This is a genomic window from Nanhaiella sioensis, assembly GCF_046557775.1.
GTDB classification, from domain to species: Bacteria; Bacillota; Bacilli; order Bacillales; family SM2101; genus Nanhaiella; species Nanhaiella sioensis.
Genome location: NZ_JBKAEG010000001.1, coordinates 3667767 through 3690121, shown reverse-complemented (window position 1 = coordinate 3690121; position 22355 = coordinate 3667767). Strand labels below are relative to the sequence as shown.

The following is a 22355-nucleotide window of genomic DNA, read 5'->3' as shown; positions in this document are numbered from 1 at the left end:
CCCATCTGCGAAAAGATGCCACAAATCTAGTTGTAACAGTTTATAGCTTTTGTTCGGACAGTAATTAATGCACAAACAGCCATCTTTTAAAAAAGAATTCATCAAATTGACGAACCCTTTTCTAGTAATTCTTTATTATCTTGCTTATCTGTTTTCAAACTTAAACCTTACGGTAAAAAAAGGTATTTTCAGAATCGAATCCGTATTTATTCGGAGTGAAAATTTGTTCAGTACTGCCTACAAAGAAAATACCATCAGTTTGAAGTGAATTAGAAAATTTTTGATACAAGTGATCTTTTGCTTCCTCAGTAAAATATATAAGCACATTTCGGCAAACAATTAAATCAAAATTGTTTTCAAACTGATCAGATAGTAAATTATGCTTTTTAAAATGGACTGCACTTTTTATTTCATCTGATAACTTATAATATGCTCTATCTTTACTAAAGTATTTCCTTTTTATTTCTTCTGGTACCTCCATCAAAGATCGCTCAGGATACAAACCAATTTTAGCTTTTCGAATAACATTTTCATCTAAATCAGTTGCTAATATGGAAAATCTGGAAAGGGGTAAATATTTTGATAGAATCATAGCTATTGTATAAGGCTCTTCTCCTGTAGAACAAGCAGCACTCCATATTTTTAATCGTGAGCGACCATTCAATATTTTAGGCAACACTTTTTCTTCAAATATACTCCACCTGTTAGCATTTCGATAAAATTCTGAAACATTAATTGTAATTCTATCTAAAAATTCGTCATATAATTTTTCATCGCTTCCAAAGGCGCGAAAGAAATCCTGAAAATTTGTAAACCCTCTTTTTTCATACAGAGATGTTAACCTTCTTTTCATTTGTGCTTCTTTATATAGAGATAAATCAATTCCAGTTTTCCTTTTAATATTTTCTATAAATTGTATGTAATCTCGTGACATACTTATTACTCCTCTAACATGAACTCTATGGATAGTACTATTAATTTCGATGTAAATCATAGTAAAGAAATTTCGAGGGGAATCAGCGGCTGGACATTAAAAAGTGAATATTGCAAATCGATTAACGGTAAATGATATAAAAACCAGCCCTATGTGAGCTGGCAATCAATTAGTATATCCATTCATTTATTAACTTACTATAATCTACTAACTCATCTTCTGTAAAAAACAAATTGATTTCACGTTCAGCACTCTCAGGTGCATCAGAACCATGAATGATATTCTTACCTACTGTCAAACCGAAATCTCCACGAATTGTTCCTGAAACAGCATCTTTAGGGTTAGTTGATCCCATCATTTGCCTAGCAGTTGCAATAACATTATCCCCTTGCCACACCATTGCGAACACAGGACCTGAAGTGATAAAATCTACTAATTCTCCAAAAAAAGGACGCTCCTTATGTTCAGCGTAATGCTGTTCTGCGAGCTCGGTTGGTATTGCCATTAATTTTGCACCTACAAGTTGAAAGCCCTTTCTTTCAAATCGTGAAATAATTTCCCCAATTACATTGCGTTGTACTCCGTCTGGTTTTACCATTAAAAATGTTCTTTCCATGACTTTCTTCCACCCCTACAATATTGTCAAATAGGTTGTCAAATATAGTTCAACCAATCAAAATATTACCACTGTTTCTATAGTTTAGCAACAGTTCTGGGCCTAGATTTTTCGTTTTCCTATGTACTTTGCTATATTATAAAGGGCTGTTTTTGCTTTACCAGACGGTAAACTATCAAGAACAACAAGAGCTTTTTGTAAGTATTTATCACTTATTTCAATCGATCGTTCAATTGCTCCTGATTGCTTTATAAGAGATATAATATGATTCATTTCTTCTTTTGTCGTTTTTGGATTTATGTTTATTATTTCGTTGTAAATTTCTTTGTTTTCCATTGCAAACAATGCTGGCAGTGTCACATTTCCTTGTTGTAAATCACTACCTGAAGGCTTACCAAGCTGAGCCTCTGTTTCAGTGAAGTCTAATACATCATCTGTAATTTGATATGACATTCCAACATAATAACCAAACCAAAATAATGATTCACATATGTCATCATCCGAATTTGCAGCAACTGCTCCTAACTGGCAGCTAACTGCAATTAACAACGCTGTTTTTCTTTTAATACGTCTCAAATATGTGCGAAGGTCTTGATGAAAATTATATTTATCCTTAATTTGTTCAATTTCTCCAACACATACCTCAACTATCGCTTTCGATAAAATCTGTTGAGCAGATATATTTTCAACATTAGACATCAATTCTAATGACCTGGCAAAAATATAATCTCCAGTGTACATAGCAATACGGTTATCCCATTTTGCTTTGATCGTTTGTTTTCCTCTTCGTAAGGTAGAATCGTCAATTACATCATCATGAACGAGCGATGCCATATGAATTAACTCTAATGACATTGCAACGTATTTAATTTGATCTATTTGGTAATCGCCAAATTTACCCCCAAGTAAGACAAAAACTGGGCGAATCCGCTTACCCCCAGCCTGTAATAAGTGCAATGATGCCTGACTCAACAGAGGATGTTCAGACTTAATCGACTTTTCTAATTCTTTTTCAACAATATTTATATCAGTATTTAAAAATGAATACATCATTTTTAATTTCATGCTCTTCACCTTATTCATAGAAAAAATCTAAAATGTATGTCATATGATATATCTTTTGGCTAACTTTTTCACTTGTACCCTAAGTGCATCGCAGCAACGCCGCCAGTAAATGCTTTATATTCAACTTTGTTAAATCCTGTCTTTTCAAACATTTTCGCTAATTCTTTCATTCCTGGAAATTCACGTGCAGATTCCTGCAACCAAGAATATTCTTTGAAGCTTTCTGCAAACAACTTACCAAATATCGGCATAACGAATCGGAAATATAAATAATACCCTTGACGAAACACAGGTAGTGTCGGTTGAGACGTCTCTAAACAGACAACATTCCCTCCTGGCTTAACCACGCGATACATTTCATGAAGAACTTGCATATAATCAGGTACATTCCTTAGTCCAAAACCAATTGTAACATAGTCAAACGAATTATCATCAAAAGGTAATTCCATCGCATTGCCATGGATAAGGTCAATATTAGTTAAGCCTAAAGAATCAACTTTGTCCTGCCCAATTTTTAACATGTTTTTACTGAAATCTAAGCCAGTTACTTGACCAGTTTTCCCAACTGCTTCGGCAAGTGCAATCGTCCAATCCCCTGTACCACAACATACATCGAGCGCTTTTGCACCTTCTTGAACATTCATTTTTTTCATCGTTGCTACTCGCCATTTAATATGCTTCTTAAAGCTAATAATCGAATTCATCTTATCATAATTATCATGGATTTTCTCAAAAACACGGTGTACACGTTCTTCTTTAGATTGTTGCATAATCCTACCCTTCTTCCACTATCTTTTTTACCGTAAAAAAGTTTTCATACATTAGCTGCTCAATTCGATTAGCCATAATATGTTTAATGATAGGATTTCCTTCTAACCCTTTGTCTATTAAATTCTTAGTTTGTATGATTTGAGTTTCACACATATGTATTAACTGTGACTTTATACCATCTCTTTTATCATGTATATCTTTGTGATTTAATTGAAAGATAACTCTTTTACATGAGTCAAAGAAAAGAGAGTGTTCGTTGTTAAGGAATTTTTTTCTTTCTATCAGAAGCCTTTTAAATAACAGAAAGTGAGCAGAAATTTCTTTCCAAAATGGTTTGCCAAATAATTCTGATACGTTTTGAAACAATGATGACTCAACAACCTTTAAACTATTCATCAGCTCTTCTAAAGAATCTAGCTTATTTTCATATAGCTTAATTTTATGCTCGTTAATCATTTTTATAGCGCTTGCTATCGTTGAAATCAATGAAATATCCCCAGCTTGTGATAAAATCTTGTAATATAATCCACTATAATAATCACCAGCCAAAATTGTTAGCTGTCGTTCAGTAAGATGGTCACTATGTTTTTCTTCTACATTTGTAACCGTATCATGGGTATCAAGGGAAATTTGTACAAGCATGATTGCTATCATATATTCAGAAACTGTTTTATTAGATAATTCTAATTCTTGAAGTACTGAATATAGAAGCAACATTTTATCCTCGTCAACTATAGGTGCATTAATATGCTTAAATAGAAAAGGATAGTGTATCATATCTGTAATTTCTTCTTTAAATAATGCAACTTTTCCCCAGATGTCTTCCAATTAAATCACCCTTGTTTCCCATATATTTACACCGTGCTAATTACTAAATTCCAGTGACCATTATAACATAACTTTTAAAGAAATAACTATTTTCTTCGAAACAGTTATACATAGACTTTATTGACAATCGCTTCGCCTTTTTCCCAAAAAGAGATCGTTCTTTCTAGGAAGCAGCGAAGCGACATGTTTTGTAATATGTACTTGGTAACAGCTTAATTTAGTTATTTCGTTATTGATTGTGTTCTTCTAACTATGAAAAAAACATTTATCATTAGTCCGAAGCACCTTTCTCTTTATAACGATGACACTCATAATTAAGCTAATCTAGTTGAGCTAATTTGTTAACATAAGTAACAAAAATGAGCCTTATCAAAAAAACTAGCAAGAAGGATAATGTAATATAATAATTTCCTACATACATTTATTATTCTTGTCTGTTTTTGCGTGTTGGCTCTGATTTCATTTCGCCATGTTGTGTTTGAACAATAGCATTTCCTCTAATTTTAATTGCAGATGTATGTTCGGTAAATTGAGCAATCATAACTTCTCCATTATCCAGCTTCTCTGAATGATGAAAACGCGTGTCAGTACCACGGGTAAGTCCGATCACATTCACACCATCTTCAATGGCTTTAATCACAATATAATCACCATTGTTATTTTTATTCACAATACAACCTCCTGAACTTTCTATATGTCATATAACATAAAACTACTCGTTTGAATGGTTAGTAATTTTTAGAAAGTCATCATTTCTTATTATGATTTAATAAGTGATAACACTTCATTTCTAGCAATATGATCGTTTTCGTATCTGCCTCTTGCAGCAGTTGTTATTGTTTGAGATCCTGGCTTTTTTACCCCACGCATGGTCATACACATATGTTCCGCTTCAACTACAACCATTGCACCGTATGGTTCTAAGGTTTCCATGATTGCATCTGCTATTGTGGAAGTAATTCTCTCTTGAAGTTGTGGTCTTTTAGCAACAGCTTCAACCGCTCGAGCTAATTTACTTAACCCAGTTACCTTCCCTCCCCTAGGTAGGTACGCAACATGAGCCTTTCCGAAAAAAGGTACAAAATGATGCTCACACATTGAATAAAACGGTATATCTTTGACAAGTACTAGCTCTTCATGATCCTCACTAAAAATTGTTTGAAAATGCTCTTTTGGATCTTCATTTAAGCCAGCAAAAACCTCTGCATACATTTTCGCTACACGCTTTGGAGTATCGAGTAATCCCTCTCTATTTGGGTCTTCTCCAACAGCTTCTATAATTAATTTCATTGCATGTTCTAGTTGTTCATAATTAATATTTGCCATTCAATAAATCCTCCTACGATTGTATACTATCGTCGTAATCAGATTCTAGCATAACGACAACATTAAAGTAAAGGATTGCGCAACCAGCGCAAAAAAATAAGTGCTTACTCTAACGACTGTTTAAGATGCTAACATTCATTATCAAATCTACTTGGCATCCTTAGAGCAGATTCTTATCTTACGACATACGAAAAGAGGAACTACATAACAGTCGTTCCTCTTTGTGTGTGCTATATTGATTCTACCAACTATGTAAATATTATTTTACAGCGTCTTTAAGTGCTTTCCCTGGTTTGAATGCAGGTACTTTACTTGCTGGGATTTCGATTTCCTCACCAGTTTGAGGATTACGTCCTTTACGAGCAGCACGCTCACGTACTTCAAAGTTACCAAAACCAATTAGTTGTACTTTGTCACCAGTTTTAAGTGTCTCTAAGATTGTATCAAAAACAGCATCTACAGCTTTTGTTGCATCCTTCTTTGAAAGTTCACTTGATTCAGCTACAGTATTAATTAATTCTGCTTTATTCATGACATTCACCTCCTCCCAAAGATGTATGTTATATAAAAAGCTATCTTGTCAACATTTTTTCACATTTTAAACTAATTCTATACATCTTAATAATAGCATTTTCTTACCATGCATAATGTTATATGAAAAATTGACAGAATTCAATATGTTTGACTAATAATCTTTAGATAGACAATCACTATGAAAATGCGCCTTTACTGTTAAAAGATTATCACACTGGAACAGTCATAGCAAGCATATTTTAGCTTAAAGACCACCTATTTCAGTCATTCCCAATAATTAGGTTATTTCATTTTTTCAAATAGCAACAATAAAAAAGACCCCTTATGGAGTCTTTGAATTATAGAATAATGGCTATTAATCCACCTGATCCTTCATTAATGATTCTTTCTAATGTTTCTTGTAATTTATATCTTGCATTCTCAGGCATTAAAGAAAGCTTCGCTTGAATCCCTTCTCTCACTAATGAACTTAACGACCTACCGAATATATCAGAATTCCAAATTGATAATGGATCTTCTTCAAAATCCTGCATTAGATATCGAACAAGCTCTTCACTTTGTTTTTCAGTACCTATGATTGGAGCAAATTCAGATTCGACATCTACTTTAATCATATGGATCGAAGGAGCTACAGCTTTCAATCTTACTCCAAATCTCGACCCTTGTCTAATGATTTCTGGCTCATCCAAGCTCATATCTGATAGAGCTGGTGCAGCAATCCCATAGCCAGTTTGTTTTACCATTTTAAGTGCATCAGCTACTTGGTCATATTCTGATTTTGCATAAGCAAAATCTTGCATCAATTGTAGTAAGTGATCTTTCCCTCGAATCTCAACTCCAACAACTTCTTTCAAAATTTGATCATATAGATCATCTGGCGCAAATAAATCAATTTCCGCAACACCTTGCCCCATTTCGATCCCAGCTAAACTTGCCTTATCAATAAAATCATATTCACTAAATTGACCTACAACGCGGTCAACATCTCTTAGCCTCTTTATATCCTTTACAGTATCTTTTACTGATTCCTGATAGCTTTCTCTTAACCAATGCTCATCTCTTAAAACCATTACCCAGCTCGGTAAATTTACATTCACTTCAAGCACAGGAAATTCGTAAAGAGCTTCCCTCAATACATTATATACATCCGTATCTCTCATACTTTCTACGCTCATTGCTAATACAGGGATATCGTACTTCTCTGTTAGTTTTCTTCTAAGCTCTTCAGTTTCTGGATGATGCGGCCTAACCGTATTAATTACCATAATAAAAGGTTTACCTACCTCTTTTAACTCTTCCATAACCCTTTCTTCAGCTTCGATATAGTCCATTCTAGGAATCTCACCAATGGAACCATCGGTTGTTATGACGACGCCAATTGTAGAGTGCTCTTGAATAACTTTTCTAGTCCCTATTTCAGCCGCTTCATGGAATGGAATAGGTTCTTCATACCATGGCGTATTAATCATTCTTGGTCCATTCTCATCCTCATACCCTTTGGCTCCTGGTACAGTATAACCAACACAATCTACTAATCTAACATTTACATCAAGGCCTTCTTCGACATGTACTGATACCGCCTGATTTGGTACAAACTTCGGTTCAGTAGTCATAATTGTTTTCCCGGCTGCACTTTGTGGTAATTCGTCTTGTGCACGCGCTTTATCAGCTTCATTACCAATATTAGGTAATACAACGAGTTCCATAAACTTTTTAATAAAAGTAGATTTTCCCGTCCTAACAGCACCTACCACACCTAAATAAATATCTCCACCAGTGCGTTCTGCGATATCTTTAAAAATATCTACCTTTTCCAAATGATTCCCTCCCGGTCTTAGAGTTCTTGGAATATATTTAATCCAGTTATTTGATAATAGGGGACATTATATGTTTATGATGTTGTCCTATTTATTTATGACTATTATGAACAATTTTTTTAATGGCATACAATGACCTAAACAAAGGATTACTAAAAAACCCTTCACTTAGATTGTATTCCTAAGTAAAGGGTTCATGACTTATTTATATAAAAAAATTGGTTCGCCATTTTTAGGATCAATTGTATAAGGCATCGAATACGCTGGCACAAATATTGACTGATCCACTAATATATGCCTAATATCTTCATCTTGGTTAAAAGAGTAGTCTTCCTCTTGTAATACTTTAAATAAATCTATTTTATAATCAACATAAACTTCTGTATCAGACGCTATGATTAATGGAAGATTGAGTCCTGAAAATGGACTGACTACAAACGGTGGCTCTTCATATCCTAATTTCGCATAATCCAGAGTAAAGACACCCTCATCAACTACTTCTTTATATGGAGGGTAACCATTTGATTGTCTATAGAACATTAAACGTGTATTTAATTCTCTAATTTGCTCCGCTATCCTTAAATCTAGAAGTTTTACCATAGGGTTTGTTTCAACATCTACAAGAACATATGAAAACAGTCCACCGCTTTCATACGCTGTTCCTGGCGTTTCTGATAAATAACGTGGGACTAGCTTGTTAAAGTCGATTGGATACTTTTGATATATAGGAGTAGATGCCTCTCTCGTTTTTATCGGCAACAATCCTTGCTGGTCCTTTTGATAATTAACCACTGCTTCCTGAACATCTGATACTTGATTTTCGAGTGGGATTTGATTATTTTCCAAGTTAGCTTCAGGGTATAAACATCCCGATAGTAACATAAGAAGTAATAGTGTAACCCCACTGTTAATGAATAATTTCATTGTAAATCATTCCTTAATTTTATGTATATCTATTCACTTACAGGACCACTAAAAACAACAAAAAAGATAATAATACCTGCTAACACCATGAAACAATACGCAAAAAGTGCAACAATACCTTTCAACACACCTTTTAACTTAAATCTACTAAAATATATCGCTATAATAGCAAGAAACATAAAGCCCATAGCTGCAAGCGATATCCACATTTTAAACATCCCTGGTGACATTCTTAACTATCTCTCCTTTTTAAAACCATATTATATCTTACCACATGAAAATGTTATCAACAATGAGAAATCAGTAAGTTCTTTGGATATTAAGCACTCCTGTTGAAACCCATTAACTAAACGGCTCCTTTGCTTTGCGGAAAGGGTTGAGTGGCTGTGGTCGAAGTTGCAAAAATTATACAATTAGCCACTTCGAGTCGTTGGATGACCACGATTAACGCCTCTACATATCTTAAATACAAGCTTTAGTTAAATTACAATCACAGCTTATCCTATTTCATCATCAGAAAATGCTGAAGTAAAGAGGGGCAGCTCTACTCCAGCATATGACAATGTAACCCACTTCGCTTAGCTCAAGCTCATATGGTCGTACGTTCCATTTTATGCGAAAATGAACTATGTTGTATCATCAACTGCCCATTTTTTATTACATTTAGCAATAAATATGTACCCTTTAGCTAATTATTATTAATACTTATGATATTTAAAAGCTCCTCCATCTCACCAGTTCTTGTTCGTTGCATGAGTGAATCAAGAGCTTCTTTTGCAGTTTTATCTTCAAACAGAACATCGTACAGCGCGTTTGTAATCGGCATTGTCACATCCATTTTGTTCGCAAGTTGATAGGCTGCTTTGGTCGTACGGACACCTTCAACGACCATACCTAAATTGTCTAATACCTCTGAAAGGCTTTCTCCCTTTCCAAGCATATGACCAGCTTTCCAATTTCTTGAATGAACACTTGTACAAGTTACAATTAAATCTCCAATCCCAGTTAAACCAGCAAATGTTAATGGATTTGCACCCATCGCACTACCTAAGCGAGTGATTTCAGCTAATCCTCGAGTAATTAGGGCAGCTTTCGCATTATCCCCATAGCCTAAACCATCAGTAATCCCGGCAGCAAGCGCAATGATATTCTTTAGTGCCCCACCAATTTCAACACCTAATAAATCTGGATTCGTGTAAACTCTAAAGTGTTGATTAATAAATATATCTTGAATATTTTCAGCTATATCCATATTTTTAGAAGTTACTGTTACAGTAGTTGGGTGACGTAAACTTACTTCCTCTGCGTGGCTTGGTCCAGAAAGAACTACAACGTCTGTCAAAAGACTTTCAGGGAGTTCTTGCTCTATTATTTCTGAAATTCTTAATAAAGTATCTGGTTCTATACCTTTACTTACTGAGACAATTGTAATCGGCTCAGAAATAATTTGTTTAACCTTTTTCAGCGTATCTCTTATCGCTTTCGTTGGAACCGCTAATACAACAGTCCTCACATTTTGTAAAGCGTCTGTTAAAGAGCTATATCCAATAATTTTTGGTGATAATTCAATCTCTGGTAAATACTGTGTATTCATATGAGCGGTATTTATTTCATCAATTTGCTTCTTATTTCTCCCCCATATCCGTACATCATGACCATTATCAGCTAGTACCATTGCTAGAGCTGTTCCCCAACTTCCTGAACCTATTACTGCAATACTATCCATTTTTCCACACCCTTCTTGATTATCTCATAACTTTATGGATGTTTTACACTTTAATTGTTGCTATTCATACTAAGAAATATCTACGTATAAACCAAGTGTTCGTGGCATATTTGCTTATTCAAAAAATGATGTTAACTAAATAAATTCAATATTTTTTTAATTTAATACAATTTAAGTGATTAAGGGTAATCGGTGGATGATTTAAGGACTCGTAATATCCAATATTACCCTCTCCTTACGATCAAATGCTATAAACACTTACATTTCATACCCTATTTACGGGAACGTGCAAATATTTTTATAGGTGTCCCTTCAAAACCAAAAGCATCACGAATACGATTTTCTAAAAAACGTTCATACGAAAAATGCATTAACTCAGGGTCATTTACGAATATAGCAAAAGCAGGAGGCTTAACTGCTACTTGTGTAGCGTAGTAAATCTTCAAACGGCTGCCGTTACTAGTTGGTGTTGGATTCATCGCTACAGCATCCATTATTACATCATTTAAGATATTCGTTTGAACTCGTAGCGAGTGATTTTCGCTTGCCAAACCGATCATCGGAAGAAGCGTATGCATACGTTTCTTCGTTTTTGCAGATAAAAATACAATTGGTGCATAATCCAAGAATAAAAAGTGATCCCGAATTTTCTGTTCAAATTCACGCATCGTTTTTTCATCCTTATGAATTGTATCCCACTTATTCACTACTATCACAATGGCTCTTCCTGCATCGTGGGCATAGCCAGCGATTTTTTTATCCTGTTCTATGATTCCTTCTTCAGCATTGAGTACGACTAATACAACATCAGATCTGTCTATCGCTTTTAACGCTCGAAGCACACTATACTTTTCAGTGCTTTCATATACTTTCCCCTTTTTTCTCATCCCTGCTGTATCAATAATAACATAGTCTTGCCCATTGAACTGATATTCAGTATCAATTGCATCTCTTGTCGTTCCAGCTATATCACTTACAATTACACGATCTTCTCCTAAAATAGCGTTAACTAATGAAGATTTTCCAACATTCGGTCTACCTATAAGTGAAAACCTAATAATTTCATCATCATATTCTTCAACTAAATCTTTTGGGAAGTGAGCTGCGACAGCATCTAACATATCTCCTAACCCTAAGCCATGAGTACCTGAAATAGGAAATGGTTCACCGAAACCTAGTCCATAAAAATCATAAATTTGATCTCTCATTTCAGGATTATCTACTTTATTAACAGCTAAAACTACTGGTTTTTTAGATCGATATAATATTTTTGCTACTTCTTCATCTGATGCCGTGATGCCATCTCTACCATTTGTCATAAAAATGATAACATCTGCCTCTTCAATCGCAATTTCTGCTTGGTGACGGATTTGCTCTATAAAAGGCTCATCACCTATATCAATCCCACCTGTATCAATAATATTAAAATCAAAATTCAACCATTCAGCTGAGCTGTATATTCTATCTCGTGTTACTCCAGGTATATCTTCGACAATAGAAATCCGCTCGCCTGCTAATCGGTTAAAAATTGTTGATTTCCCTACATTTGGTCTACCTACAATTGCAACAACTGGTTTAGTCATAATTTTGTCAACCTCTCTCTGTTATCTATATTAAAAATATGAATGTCGTATTTGAATCAAAGTGCTTTTATATCAATCATATATATAATAAAGAAGTAATGCTAATAAATAAACCCTTCAATAATGAAGGGTTTAACTTTTATATATTATCAGAAAACCAACAACAGGACAAACCCCTTAGTGAACTTGAACAAGTTAAAAAGTACATTCTTCAAGATTGAAATCTCTCTCGATAATAAATACCATCTGTATAATTAGAACACATACAAAGGTAAGGGCGAATACAGCATCTTATTTTAATGTTTTACAATGATATATAAATCATCGCTCAAACCATGTGCAATTCCGTCTAAAATTGCTTCCAAATTTGCCGCAACCTTTTCCATTTCTGCTGTACTATCACAAGTAAACGTAGGGGCTCCTCCTGCTACCTTATTACTTTTTGTAGTAATTACTGCAAGAATATACTTTTCGAGATTCATTTAAGCTCACGCCCCTTTTCATTAGCTTTAGATTCTGTAGGCATACGAATTGCACTTTCTAATGTAGGTACTTCACCGATGATCTCCCTTGCTTTTACTACGTCTTTTTCCTGTGGTAAAATAAAAATGCCAACCCTACCATCATCTAAATCTCGTTTTGCTAAAGGAATGAGCGCAGGTGTACCAGAATCTCTATATACACCCAATGCGGTAGATATATCATGGAGAATCGCTTGGCGTTGTCCTAAATTCGCGATCGTTGAACGGGCATCGAAATTTTTGGGAGATAAAATAAAACCCATTCCGTATTGTAGTACCTCTTCTTGTCTCTTTGGTAACCCGATATTCATAATATAGATATCATCTACATACAATCCACTTCCATCAAATCGAGGCTCAACATATTCCACACTTACTATTTCCTTTAATTTTCCACCAGTCATCAACTTTCTTGATAACCCAATTGCGATAAACCCAACTATTGTTCCAGCCAACATCCCAAACGCTAAATAGGTTAATGTTGCAATGAGCGAAGTAAAAATAACTAAATAATTGCGACCTTCAAAAGCAATTGCTATTCCTTCAATATAAGTACTACCTCTTGGAACTAGTTCATATTGATCTAGTTCATTTAATGTATTTCTTTCCATATTCCTTACTTCCCGAAATTGTGATGCAGCTAATGCTAAAAAAGTAATTGCAGAAAAATCTTCTTCCATAATGGCAGGTACAGCAATTGTTCCTAAACCTGCAGCGATAAACCCAAGAGCTATATGAATAATCTTGCCATGAAGGTATGTCGGATATTGCCTATAATCTGTACGAAGCATATATAAACGTGCAATAGTACCAAAAATGACACCAAATAAAATAGGATACGTATATTCATTCATCTTAGCCTTGTTTCTCCTTTATGTTTTTATGAATTAACAGATCAAAATATTTTGTAAAATATTCAAACGCAGCCCAACTCATAATTAAAAATAACCCTATGGAGACTACATCTAGAAAATTAAGTGAACCAATCTCATAATAAAAGTTAAATCTCTGTAAAATGATAAAGTATAATAACTCACCGTGACATAATCCGGTTACAAATAAAACCACTCTATCTTTTGCATTTTTAGCAAGCATAAAAGTGACATATACTAATGGGATAGTTAGCATCCACTTCCGATCAAATAAAACCCAAACGGGATCAAACAACTCAAATAAATGAAAGCTAACATAAGCAAATGTAATGGTAATCATTGAAATAAACGTATATATTTGTTGGTTCCAGCGCTTTTTAGATATGACTGCATAACATACGACTAGTAACATTACATAACTATATGACACAGACATGCTGTCATTTTTTAACGTACTTACCGAAAGTATGATTGTTAATAATGCAACTATCGCTATCATTAATCTCTTCGTACTCTTATTTAGACAAAAAGTTGCTATAACCCACAAAGACCAAAAGAACCAATAAAAAAATTGTCCCTCCACGACCAATTCTCCCTTCATAACCATTATTGCTACAAAACAAAAAATTTAATCCAATTAAATGAAAAACATCATGAATAGATAGCTTTATTAAAACGAATATTAGAATTATCTTGTTAACAACTTGTGTTATTTAAAAACAAACAACTTGGAGGTTATTGAATGGGAAAAGATCGACAGGAAAAAAAACTGCAAAAAAAGAAGCAAACTGAATCTGATAGAGATCAAGCTCTACACTACCGTGGTGCAACAGAACTTGAGAGTCCTAGTCAAGCTAGAGTACGCAATGGGCAAGAACAGTAACACCTGAGTTTTTGTTGTTTTCTAAAGGTAGCTACAGAAAGACCATTGCATAAAACTCATTTAGCCGTTGTAATTTAATCGAACAAAATAAAACATCCTTATAAAAAGGATGTTTTCGCAAGGATTGTTATTTTCGTATTAAGAAATAAATACGTACGTAACTAGATTTCGGGGCGCCTTTTCTAAAAACGATGACATACGCATTAAACCAGTTGTTGCGATAAAAAAGAACCTGACACTATTGAGTAGATAGTGTCAGGTTCTTATCTTTTACTATATTGACTTATATTAATTCCTCTTTGACATAGCCATTGATACGTATCCCCATTAATGACTAAAGGGCTATGTTGAAGTTCTGGAATCGTTCTCGTACCTAAAGCTGTCATAATTATCTTTAAATGATCTTTAAGCTTCTTAATCTCATCGATTAAGCCGTGTAAACCATGGTTAGTTAATATTGATAAAAAGTAACCAGCAAAAGCAGTTACATTTCCTCCGAGCGCAATTGCCTTGGCCACATCTAAAGCATTTTGTATGCCACCAGACGCTACGATTGAAAGTTCAGATTGGCTAGCTCGCACCTCACAAATAGAAGCAGCTGTTGGAATCCCCCAATTATCAAAGTAACTTAATGTGTCTATGCGCCTCTTATTTTCAATCTTAGAAAAGTTAGTTCCTCCGTATCCACCTACGTCAATGATTTTTACACCAATATCAAACAACTGTTGAGCTGTTTCTTTACTTATACCAAAGCCAACTTCTTTAACTAAAACAGGAACCTCTAATCCATGTACGATTTTTTCAATTCTATGTAACGCACTTGTAAAGTCACGATCACCTTCAGGCATAATTAGCTCTTGGATTACATTTAAGTGTATTTGTAAGCCATTAGCCTCGATCATTTCAACTACTCGCTGTGCATCCTGCACCGTAGCTTCACTACCGATATTTGCGAAGACAATCCCATTTGGATTTACCTTTCTAATGATTTGAAACGATTCTTTTTCAGCTGGATCTTTAAGTGCTGACATTCCTGAGCCAACACCCATGGCAACATTACATTCATTAGCAGCTATAGCAAGGCTTTTATTTATCTTTGTCGTTTCCTCTCCACCACCACCAGTCATTCCATTGATAAAAATAGGCGAACTTAACTTAAGTTCGCCTAATTCTGTACTAACATCAATATTGTCTGATGCTATATTTGGTAAGCTCTGGTGGACAAACTGGACATCATCGAAACCATTATTTCGCTTCTGCCCTGTTTCAAGTGCAAACAATATATGCTCTTGCTTCCTTTTTGCTCTACTCAAATCCATCACCATTATTTAAATTCGTTTAGTTTATCACCAATGACTTCGCCTAACTGAAACCCTGTATTTTCCTCTAAAGCTTGATAATTACTTTCTACTTCTTCTTTCACATTTTCCTCAAGTTCTTTAATACTTAACGAAATTCGTTTTTCAGCTTCGTTAACATCTAATACCTTCACTTTAACGCTTTGATCTTCCTTCAACACTTCATGAGGTGTTCCTATATGAGAGTTTGATATTTGAGAAATATGAACGAGCCCCTCTACTCCTGGTAATACCTCTACAAATGCACCAAATGATACTAGTCTCTTAACCGTTCCTTCAAGAATATCACCAGCTTTTAACTTATCAGAAATGTTTGACCATGGACCAGGCAAAGTTTCTTTTATTGACAGGGATATACGTTCATTATCTCGATCAACAGCCAATATTTTCACATTAACCTCTTGACCTACTTCAACAACCTCTGCCGGCTGTTCTACTCTATTGTGTGAGAGTTGTGAAATATGTACAAGACCATCAACTCCACCAATATCAACAAAAACCCCAAAGTTCGTTAATCTTTGGACTGTTCCCTCTAACACTTGACCTTCGGTTAAAGTATTTAGTAGTTGTTGTTTTTTCGTTTCTATTTCTTCTTCAACGACAGCTCTGTGTGACAAAATAACTCTATTTTTATCTCTATCTAACTCGACTACTTTAAATGTTAATTGCTTACCCTTATATTCCGTGAAATCATCTACATAAAATTTTTCCACAAGAGATGCTGGAATAAACCCTCTTACGCCAATATCTACAACTAGTCCACCTTTTACAACGTCTTTTACTTCTGCCTCAATAATTTCACCAGATTCAAATTTTTGTTGTAAATCATCCCATGCTTGATCAGCATCAATTTCTTTTTTAGACAAAATTAATGCATCTTCTTCTACTTTCTTAACCTTTACAGTTAACATATCATCAACTGAAACTACATCACTTGCTTTTTCTACATGTAAACTAGATAGTTCACTTATTGGAATGATACCACTTAGTTTACTACCTTCTACATCAATATATACTTGCTTTTCTTCTACCTTTGTGATTTGTCCTTTTACTACATCGCCAACTTCAAAGGTTGTTACTTCCACTTGATTCAAATCCTCAGTCATCTCTATTTACCTCCTTAATTCCCCAACAACAGCTTTAAAAGTTCTTTTTAATAACTTCTTACAAATAAAACCTTTTGTCAAGTGTTAACTTGCTTTGACATCGTAATTTTCAAGAATTTCACCAATTGCATTCATAATTACATCGGTCACTTCACTTGCTGATGCTTTTTGTTTACGCATCTCAGTAATATCAACAGGCCGCCCATAAACCACATAAAGCTTACGAAACGGTTTATAAGGTCCAATGATCGCACATGGTACTACAAGTGCATTTGATCGGAGTGCAAAGAACCCAACTCCAGCTAAACCTTTACCGAGATTTCCTTCTTTATTTCGAGTGCCTTCAGGAAATATTCCTAATGCTTTATTATCATTTAATATTGCTAAGCCATTCCTAATAGCGCTCCTGTCACCCATGCCACGCTTTACTGGAAAAGCATTTAAATTGCTAATCGCTGTTTTTAATATTGGCACTCGAAAAAGTTCTTCTTTTGCCATAAAATGAATAGGTCTAGTTGAAGTAATGCCAACAACGGGTGGATCTAATACAGATATGTGGTTTGAACAAATTAATACTGATCCTTCTTTCGGGATATTTTCTGATCCGATAATTTTTATGCGAAATAACGGCTTTAATACCCCCCAAACAATATTTTTTGCTATTGTATAAAAAGCCAACCCTATCAAATCCTCTCTTTAACGATATCCATAATCATATTAACAACCTCAAGGATCGAATACGATGTTGTGTCTATCTCTATCGCATCAGGAGCTTTTTTCAAAGGTGCAATCTCACGCTCGGAATCAAGTTTATCCCTTAATTCTATATCATTCATTATTTGTTCGATGTTTGAATCATAACCTTTATTAATATTTTCTTCATGGCGTCTTTTCGCTCTTTCTTCAACAGATGCTAATAAAAATACTTTTACCTCAGCATCAGGAAGTACATGAGTACCGATGTCCCTTCCATCCATAACCACGCCGCCGTTTTGAGCAAATCGTTGTTGCCTAAGTACCATTTCTTCTCGAACGAGTTTATGTTTAGCTACTATTGATACTTGATTTGAAATATCATCTGTGCGAATTTCTTCTGTAACATTTTTTCCATTCATAAAAACAATTTGTCCGTCTATTGATGGCTTTAATTGAATATCCGTATCTTTTAATAAATGAATTAATACTTTTTCATCCTCAAGATTAAGTTTGTTCAGCAACGCATTATACGTAATAGTTCTATACATTGCACCTGTATCAATATAAATATAGGATAATTGCTCTGCTATAATTTTTGCAACTGTACTTTTTCCTGCGGCTGCTGGACCGTCAATCGCTATTGAAATCAGTTTTTTCATGATGCCTCCTACAACTAATTACAAAGATAAATAAAAAGCGCTCATTAATACAAGAAAATTAACATGCTACAGATCAAAAAAAAACATGAAAATCTCCTTTTCACACATAAGCGCAGAGTATATCTTTAATAAAATTCCCTCTATATTGTAACATACACTGACCTACTGGTCGAACGTTTCAAGCACAATTGTAAAGTTATTTTTTTGCACTCCCTCATAGTCAACCAATTTGGATATATATGGCTTTACATCATTGTGAGCTAATAAACTTTGAGCTATGATTAAAAAAATAACTTGAATGATGACTAGCTTCATGATAATACCTTCAAATCTTTTCAATTTAAACACTCCGTTTTTAATTATTGTGCTAAAAAACAGAGTAAATTATGCAATCAACATTTTTATATGGCTGTTTTTGTATTAATTGTTACTTTTCGTAATTAGAAATAGTTCCGTATAAACCAAGCATTCGTTGTATTTTTTCTCTTCTAAAATAATATAAACTGGTTCTAGATTCTCAATAACAACAAATTTCCTACAAGAGCCTTTATATAAACGCTCAAATCAAAAGAAAATAACTAAAATTATCTTTTCCTCATGGCTACTTGCTGTTCAAAGCAGTATTTAATCAGCATTTGGCGTTCGGTTTCTTTCATGTCAAGAAAATTAATTGTCGCTTTTTTTCTGTCATTATCATCCTCTCCAACTACCCGAATGACATTACAAGGAATTTTCAAATATTTATACTCTCCTGACTGGTAAGGAAGAACAAACCATACTGACATTTCTGTATCAGGTGCAACCTCTACACCTTGAGGCATAATCAAGGCTGCTCCACCTGCACTTAAATCACTCGTAACAGTTAAAAAAGGAGGAAAGTCATCATACTTAGGATGTACCGCAACATCGACAGAAGTCTCAATTCTAACAAATTGTCTTCTTTGTATCTTTACAAACTTGTCCTTTGCTGGCTTTTCTAACGTAATCATAGGAATTTGTTGTTTAGTTTTGCCAGTAATATGTGTTTTAAATGTATAAACTTGCTGATCTTTTCTTATGTATTTAGCATTAAAGTGAGTACCGATCGTAAAAAATGCTGATTTTCCTGTTGACGTATTAATCGGATAATCAATATAGATGTTTTTTTTATTCAACTCAACAATTCTACATTTATATGTATCTGTCTGTTCATCACTTGTTTGAGAAAGTATAATCGTATCCCCTACTTTCAACATCTAAACCACTCCTATGTAATTAATCAAACCAAAAATTCACTAAAATATGTTAATATATTAATACTATTAAATCATGAAACCACGAAAAAGAACAGCCTTAAAGCTGTTCGTAGATTGGCTCTGTATTTTTTAGTTTTTCAACTTTTTCTTCGAAACCATTTTCTGCGTTTATGAAGATTCGATAAGTATCTGAGTCGATCGTACCTATAAACTCAAAGCACAAAACTTCCTCTCCTAAGTTATTTACAATGATCGCCTGTCTCTCTTCCATTATTGTTACATCAGGGTTTATATTTTCTTTTGCCTTTTCTACTGTTAATGTTGCTTGTGGGATGTCCCTGTCCCTCTTAGCCGTTAAATAATCCCGAGCAGAGAATCCAATAATATTCCCTTTATCTAGGGCTACTTTCATATTTATTGAATCAGGATAAATTCTTACACCATCCCTCTCGGTAACAAACGTAAACACTCCTATATTTGCATATTGAGCACTCTCAAAAAGCTGCTGGTTTTCAAACTTATTCTCTTTTAAAAATGTAGCTGCTTTATTAGCTGCATCATTTAAACTTACTTGTTGTTCTTTAACCTCTCGGTCCTGAATCACCCAAATAGGGTAGCCCCCTTTTTTAGTTATGTCCATATACGTATTAGCTTTATTTTTGTTATCCTGGATTGTTAAGCTATAAAAATCATAGTTTGAACCGTCAGCATTTTCACTAATCTTTATTTTCTCATCTCCCTTTAAACCAAGAAAGTCAATCGCAATTTTTTGAGCTTTGGCTTCATCAATCTTTTCACCTTTTATTTGCTCTAAGCCTTCATTTTTCATATTTAAACTCGTAAATGTTGGTCCCATATTTGTTTCCGAATAGCCTTCGACGTTTTTTTCTACTGTCTTAAACCCATCTATAATCGTATTATCCATTTGCTCGTCGCCGGTAGACAATGCTAATTCAACATCCATCCACCGTAAGTTATTTTCTAACACAAGGTATTGTACTTTTCTTAGCTCATTTTGAATCTCAGCAGCATTTCCATAAAGCACTTTTAATGTCTCATATTCGTCCTTTGATAATGGCTGATTATTTAAATCTCTAATCGCAGTTCGATAGCTAAATTCACCAATCTTTGATAAAAATTCTTCCGTTTTATTAAAAGGTAATAACGTCAAAGGTAATTGCCCTACATCAGAATGTGCTTCTGATGTAATTCTCCATACTTCCGCTAGTGCAGGAGAAAGCGATAAAGGAGAATTCATAGCTAATGTTGTTCCTATCTTATCTTGTAGCAAATCAAGTTGAAAAGTTAAGTCATGAAATGCACGTTGATAATTATTTTCTGCCTGAATTAAAATTGCGTTTTTTTCTCTATGTTCCTGATACCCCCAGTACGATACACTCGCTACACCTAATGTTAATATTCCTATTATTATTCCTCTAATCAAAATATCCCGCCTCTCTACTTACAAAACATATGTTTACCAATTTTTTTGATTTGTGGACGGGTCCAAATCCATTCACTTGTTGCTGTATCTGGGTTAAAATAATAAAGTGCATTTTCTGAAGGATCCCATCCATTTATTGCGTCTAAAACAGCTTCTTTCGCTTTTTCATTAGGTGTTAACCATATTTGACCGTCAGCAACTGCTGTAAATGCTCTAGGTTCAAATATGACACCTGAGACTGTATTTGGAAAGGAACTGCTTTCTACTCGATTTAAAATGACTGCGGCCACTGCTACTTGCCCGATATATTCCTCTCCTCGAGATTCTCCATATACTGCATTCGCCATGAGTTGAATATCATTTTGCGAGTAACCGCTTGGAATATTCATTGCAGTTGACTTTTTAGGTGCCGTTCCTTTTTGCGATTTCTTCGCTGGTTTAGACTCTTTTTGCTGCTTTTTTTGTTTTACTTGCTTTTCTAAATCAACGTTTCCATAATGAGTAAAATGATTTCCTTTATTAATTTGTTCATAAACAAAATCTTTATTAAATTTTGAGGCATTAGCTAGCTTATCTTTTGTACTAGGTCCTGCTATACCATCGACTGGTAATCCAAACTCAGATTGAAATTCACGTACAGCCCAATATGTGCCCCATCCAAATACTCCATCTATTTTCCCCTTAAAAAAACCTATGAATTGTAAGCGAGATTGCAATTCTATAACGTCGTCACCGACAGCACCTTTTTGTATGACTTGATTACTAAAAGCATTTGTGACGATCGGTGAAGTGTTTGTAAGCATGAGACAAGTAAATGTTAGGGCAAGTAAAAATACTTTATTACATAATTTTTTGTCCATTCTGTTAACCTCCAACTCTTTTCACATACTACAATTTCAACTATTAGATTTCCGTAGACATAGACTTTTTATTCAGAGATTGTTTTTGCTTAGATTGTCGTCATATGCAGATTTAATAAAAAGAACTAGCTTTCATGGCATCTATTCTTCTTTAAAACAGTGCAATGAGGTTGTTCTTGCAAAGAAAAATATTAAAATACTTTTAAAGTGAGTTCACGATGAAAAATTTATCTTGTTAACATTCGTTTTCACTTTATTGGGTAAAAGGTATTATGTAGGAATACCTCAGCACGAGATGCATGGCAGCTACTGATGTTCTTGGATTTCCATAATAACGTTGAACACTAGCTTGTCATGCTGTGAATGAAAGGATTTTCATTGCATAAATTGTCGATTTACAAGCTTTTCTAATATCTCAAAATAGCTAAATGACACCTTCTTTTACGAGCCGCTGATTGTTGTATAGTCAGTCATAAGAAAAAGGTTCTTCTTCGTCAACTTTATGACTTTTTTCACTTTTATTGCAGGAACTGATGTGTAATAGATCATTTTTAAAGTATTTAGAGAAGAAACGTTGAATTTCTGTATTTAGGTCTC

The 22355-nt window shown here is 34.3% G+C and carries 25 protein-coding genes; 1 reads left to right on the top strand and 24 read right to left on the bottom strand.

Features of this window, described 5'->3' with window-relative positions:
• Positions 1-160: 160 nt before the first annotated feature.
• The 16 genes from V1503_RS17165 to V1503_RS17090 form a co-directional block, all read right to left on the bottom strand.
• On the bottom strand, positions 161-934 hold the full coding sequence (locus tag V1503_RS17165; RefSeq protein ID WP_320257045.1) for a CheR family methyltransferase: 774 nt from the start codon (positions 932-934) through the stop codon (positions 161-163).
• Positions 935-1103: 169 nt separating this feature from the next.
• Positions 1104-1550: a nucleoside-diphosphate kinase gene (ndk, locus tag V1503_RS17160; protein WP_320257044.1), complete on the bottom strand. Its 447-nt coding sequence runs from the start codon at positions 1548-1550 to the stop codon at positions 1104-1106.
• A gap of 102 nt (positions 1551-1652) precedes the next feature.
• The gene (hepT, locus tag V1503_RS17155) at positions 1653-2615 is read right to left on the bottom strand and encodes a heptaprenyl diphosphate synthase component II (RefSeq protein WP_410628453.1); all 963 of its coding nucleotides are present in this window, start codon (positions 2613-2615) and stop codon (positions 1653-1655) included.
• 68 nt (positions 2616-2683) lie between these two features.
• Positions 2684-3385 (bottom strand): demethylmenaquinone methyltransferase, encoded by a 702-nt coding sequence (locus V1503_RS17150; protein ID WP_410628451.1) that lies wholly within the window; start codon positions 3383-3385, stop codon positions 2684-2686.
• 4 nt (positions 3386-3389) lie between these two features.
• The gene (locus tag V1503_RS17145; RefSeq protein ID WP_410628449.1) at positions 3390-4214 is read right to left on the bottom strand and encodes a heptaprenyl diphosphate synthase component 1; all 825 of its coding nucleotides are present in this window, start codon (positions 4212-4214) and stop codon (positions 3390-3392) included.
• A 424-nt stretch (positions 4215-4638) separates the two neighbouring features.
• Positions 4639-4884: a trp RNA-binding attenuation protein MtrB gene (gene mtrB / locus V1503_RS17140; protein WP_214480047.1), complete on the bottom strand. Its 246-nt coding sequence runs from the start codon at positions 4882-4884 to the stop codon at positions 4639-4641.
• An 89-nt stretch (positions 4885-4973) separates the two neighbouring features.
• Positions 4974-5540 (bottom strand): GTP cyclohydrolase I FolE, encoded by a 567-nt coding sequence (gene folE, locus V1503_RS17135; RefSeq protein ID WP_410628446.1) that lies wholly within the window; start codon positions 5538-5540, stop codon positions 4974-4976.
• Positions 5541-5799: 259 nt separating this feature from the next.
• A complete protein-coding gene (locus V1503_RS17130) occupies positions 5800-6072 on the bottom strand; it encodes an HU family DNA-binding protein (RefSeq protein WP_214480049.1) in 273 nt (90 codons plus the stop codon).
• A 340-nt stretch (positions 6073-6412) separates the two neighbouring features.
• Complete coding sequence (gene spoIVA, locus V1503_RS17125) at positions 6413-7891, bottom strand: stage IV sporulation protein A (RefSeq protein WP_214480050.1); 1479 nt, start codon at positions 7889-7891, stop codon at positions 6413-6415.
• A 201-nt stretch (positions 7892-8092) separates the two neighbouring features.
• On the bottom strand, positions 8093-8815 hold the full coding sequence (locus V1503_RS17120) for a YphF family lipoprotein (protein ID WP_410628443.1): 723 nt from the start codon (positions 8813-8815) through the stop codon (positions 8093-8095).
• Positions 8816-8844: 29 nt separating this feature from the next.
• The gene (locus tag V1503_RS17115) at positions 8845-9045 is read right to left on the bottom strand and encodes a DUF2768 domain-containing protein (protein WP_214480052.1); all 201 of its coding nucleotides are present in this window, start codon (positions 9043-9045) and stop codon (positions 8845-8847) included.
• A gap of 458 nt (positions 9046-9503) precedes the next feature.
• The gene (locus V1503_RS17110; RefSeq protein WP_410628441.1) at positions 9504-10541 is read right to left on the bottom strand and encodes an NAD(P)H-dependent glycerol-3-phosphate dehydrogenase; all 1038 of its coding nucleotides are present in this window, start codon (positions 10539-10541) and stop codon (positions 9504-9506) included.
• Positions 10542-10813: 272 nt separating this feature from the next.
• Positions 10814-12124, bottom strand: a complete 1311-nt coding sequence (der, locus tag V1503_RS17105; protein WP_320257033.1) for a ribosome biogenesis GTPase Der — start codon at positions 12122-12124, stop codon at positions 10814-10816.
• A 296-nt stretch (positions 12125-12420) separates the two neighbouring features.
• Entirely contained in the window at positions 12421-12606 is a 186-nt protein-coding gene (locus tag V1503_RS17100) for a capping complex subunit for YIEGIA (RefSeq protein ID WP_214480055.1), read from the bottom strand.
• Entirely contained in the window at positions 12603-13499 is an 897-nt protein-coding gene (locus tag V1503_RS17095; RefSeq protein WP_214480056.1) for a YIEGIA family protein, read from the bottom strand. The genes V1503_RS17100 and V1503_RS17095 overlap by 4 nt, the downstream gene beginning before the upstream one ends.
• Position 13500: 1 nt before the next feature.
• Complete coding sequence (locus tag V1503_RS17090) at positions 13501-14100, bottom strand: YphA family membrane protein (protein ID WP_410628438.1); 600 nt, start codon at positions 14098-14100, stop codon at positions 13501-13503.
• Positions 14101-14259: 159 nt separating this feature from the next.
• On the opposite strand from V1503_RS17090, the gene V1503_RS17085 reads away from it, so the two are divergent.
• Entirely contained in the window at positions 14260-14400 is a 141-nt protein-coding gene (locus V1503_RS17085; protein WP_410628436.1) for a YpzI family protein, read from the top strand.
• A 263-nt stretch (positions 14401-14663) separates the two neighbouring features.
• Here the strand turns inward: V1503_RS17085 and fni are convergent, their stop codons facing one another.
• The 8 genes from fni to sleB form a co-directional block, all read right to left on the bottom strand.
• A complete protein-coding gene (gene fni, locus V1503_RS17080) occupies positions 14664-15713 on the bottom strand; it encodes a type 2 isopentenyl-diphosphate Delta-isomerase (protein WP_410628434.1) in 1050 nt (349 codons plus the stop codon).
• An 11-nt stretch (positions 15714-15724) separates the two neighbouring features.
• A complete protein-coding gene (rpsA, locus tag V1503_RS17075) occupies positions 15725-16864 on the bottom strand; it encodes a 30S ribosomal protein S1 (protein ID WP_320257031.1) in 1140 nt (379 codons plus the stop codon).
• An 84-nt stretch (positions 16865-16948) separates the two neighbouring features.
• Entirely contained in the window at positions 16949-17542 is a 594-nt protein-coding gene (locus V1503_RS17070) for a lysophospholipid acyltransferase family protein (protein WP_410628431.1), read from the bottom strand.
• 5 nt (positions 17543-17547) lie between these two features.
• The gene (cmk, locus tag V1503_RS17065; protein WP_320257030.1) at positions 17548-18219 is read right to left on the bottom strand and encodes a (d)CMP kinase; all 672 of its coding nucleotides are present in this window, start codon (positions 18217-18219) and stop codon (positions 17548-17550) included.
• A 162-nt stretch (positions 18220-18381) separates the two neighbouring features.
• Positions 18382-18567, bottom strand: coding sequence for a YpfB family protein (locus tag V1503_RS17060; RefSeq protein WP_320208488.1), 186 nt, complete (start codon positions 18565-18567; stop codon positions 18382-18384).
• A gap of 236 nt (positions 18568-18803) precedes the next feature.
• Positions 18804-19454 (bottom strand): flagellar brake protein, encoded by a 651-nt coding sequence (locus V1503_RS17055; protein WP_320257029.1) that lies wholly within the window; start codon positions 19452-19454, stop codon positions 18804-18806.
• Between the two features lie 97 nt (positions 19455-19551).
• On the bottom strand, positions 19552-20898 hold the full coding sequence (gene ypeB, locus V1503_RS17050) for a germination protein YpeB (protein ID WP_410628428.1): 1347 nt from the start codon (positions 20896-20898) through the stop codon (positions 19552-19554).
• A 14-nt stretch (positions 20899-20912) separates the two neighbouring features.
• The gene (gene sleB / locus V1503_RS17045; RefSeq protein ID WP_250886450.1) at positions 20913-21701 is read right to left on the bottom strand and encodes a spore cortex-lytic enzyme; all 789 of its coding nucleotides are present in this window, start codon (positions 21699-21701) and stop codon (positions 20913-20915) included.
• Between the last annotated feature and the right edge of the window lie 654 nt (positions 21702-22355).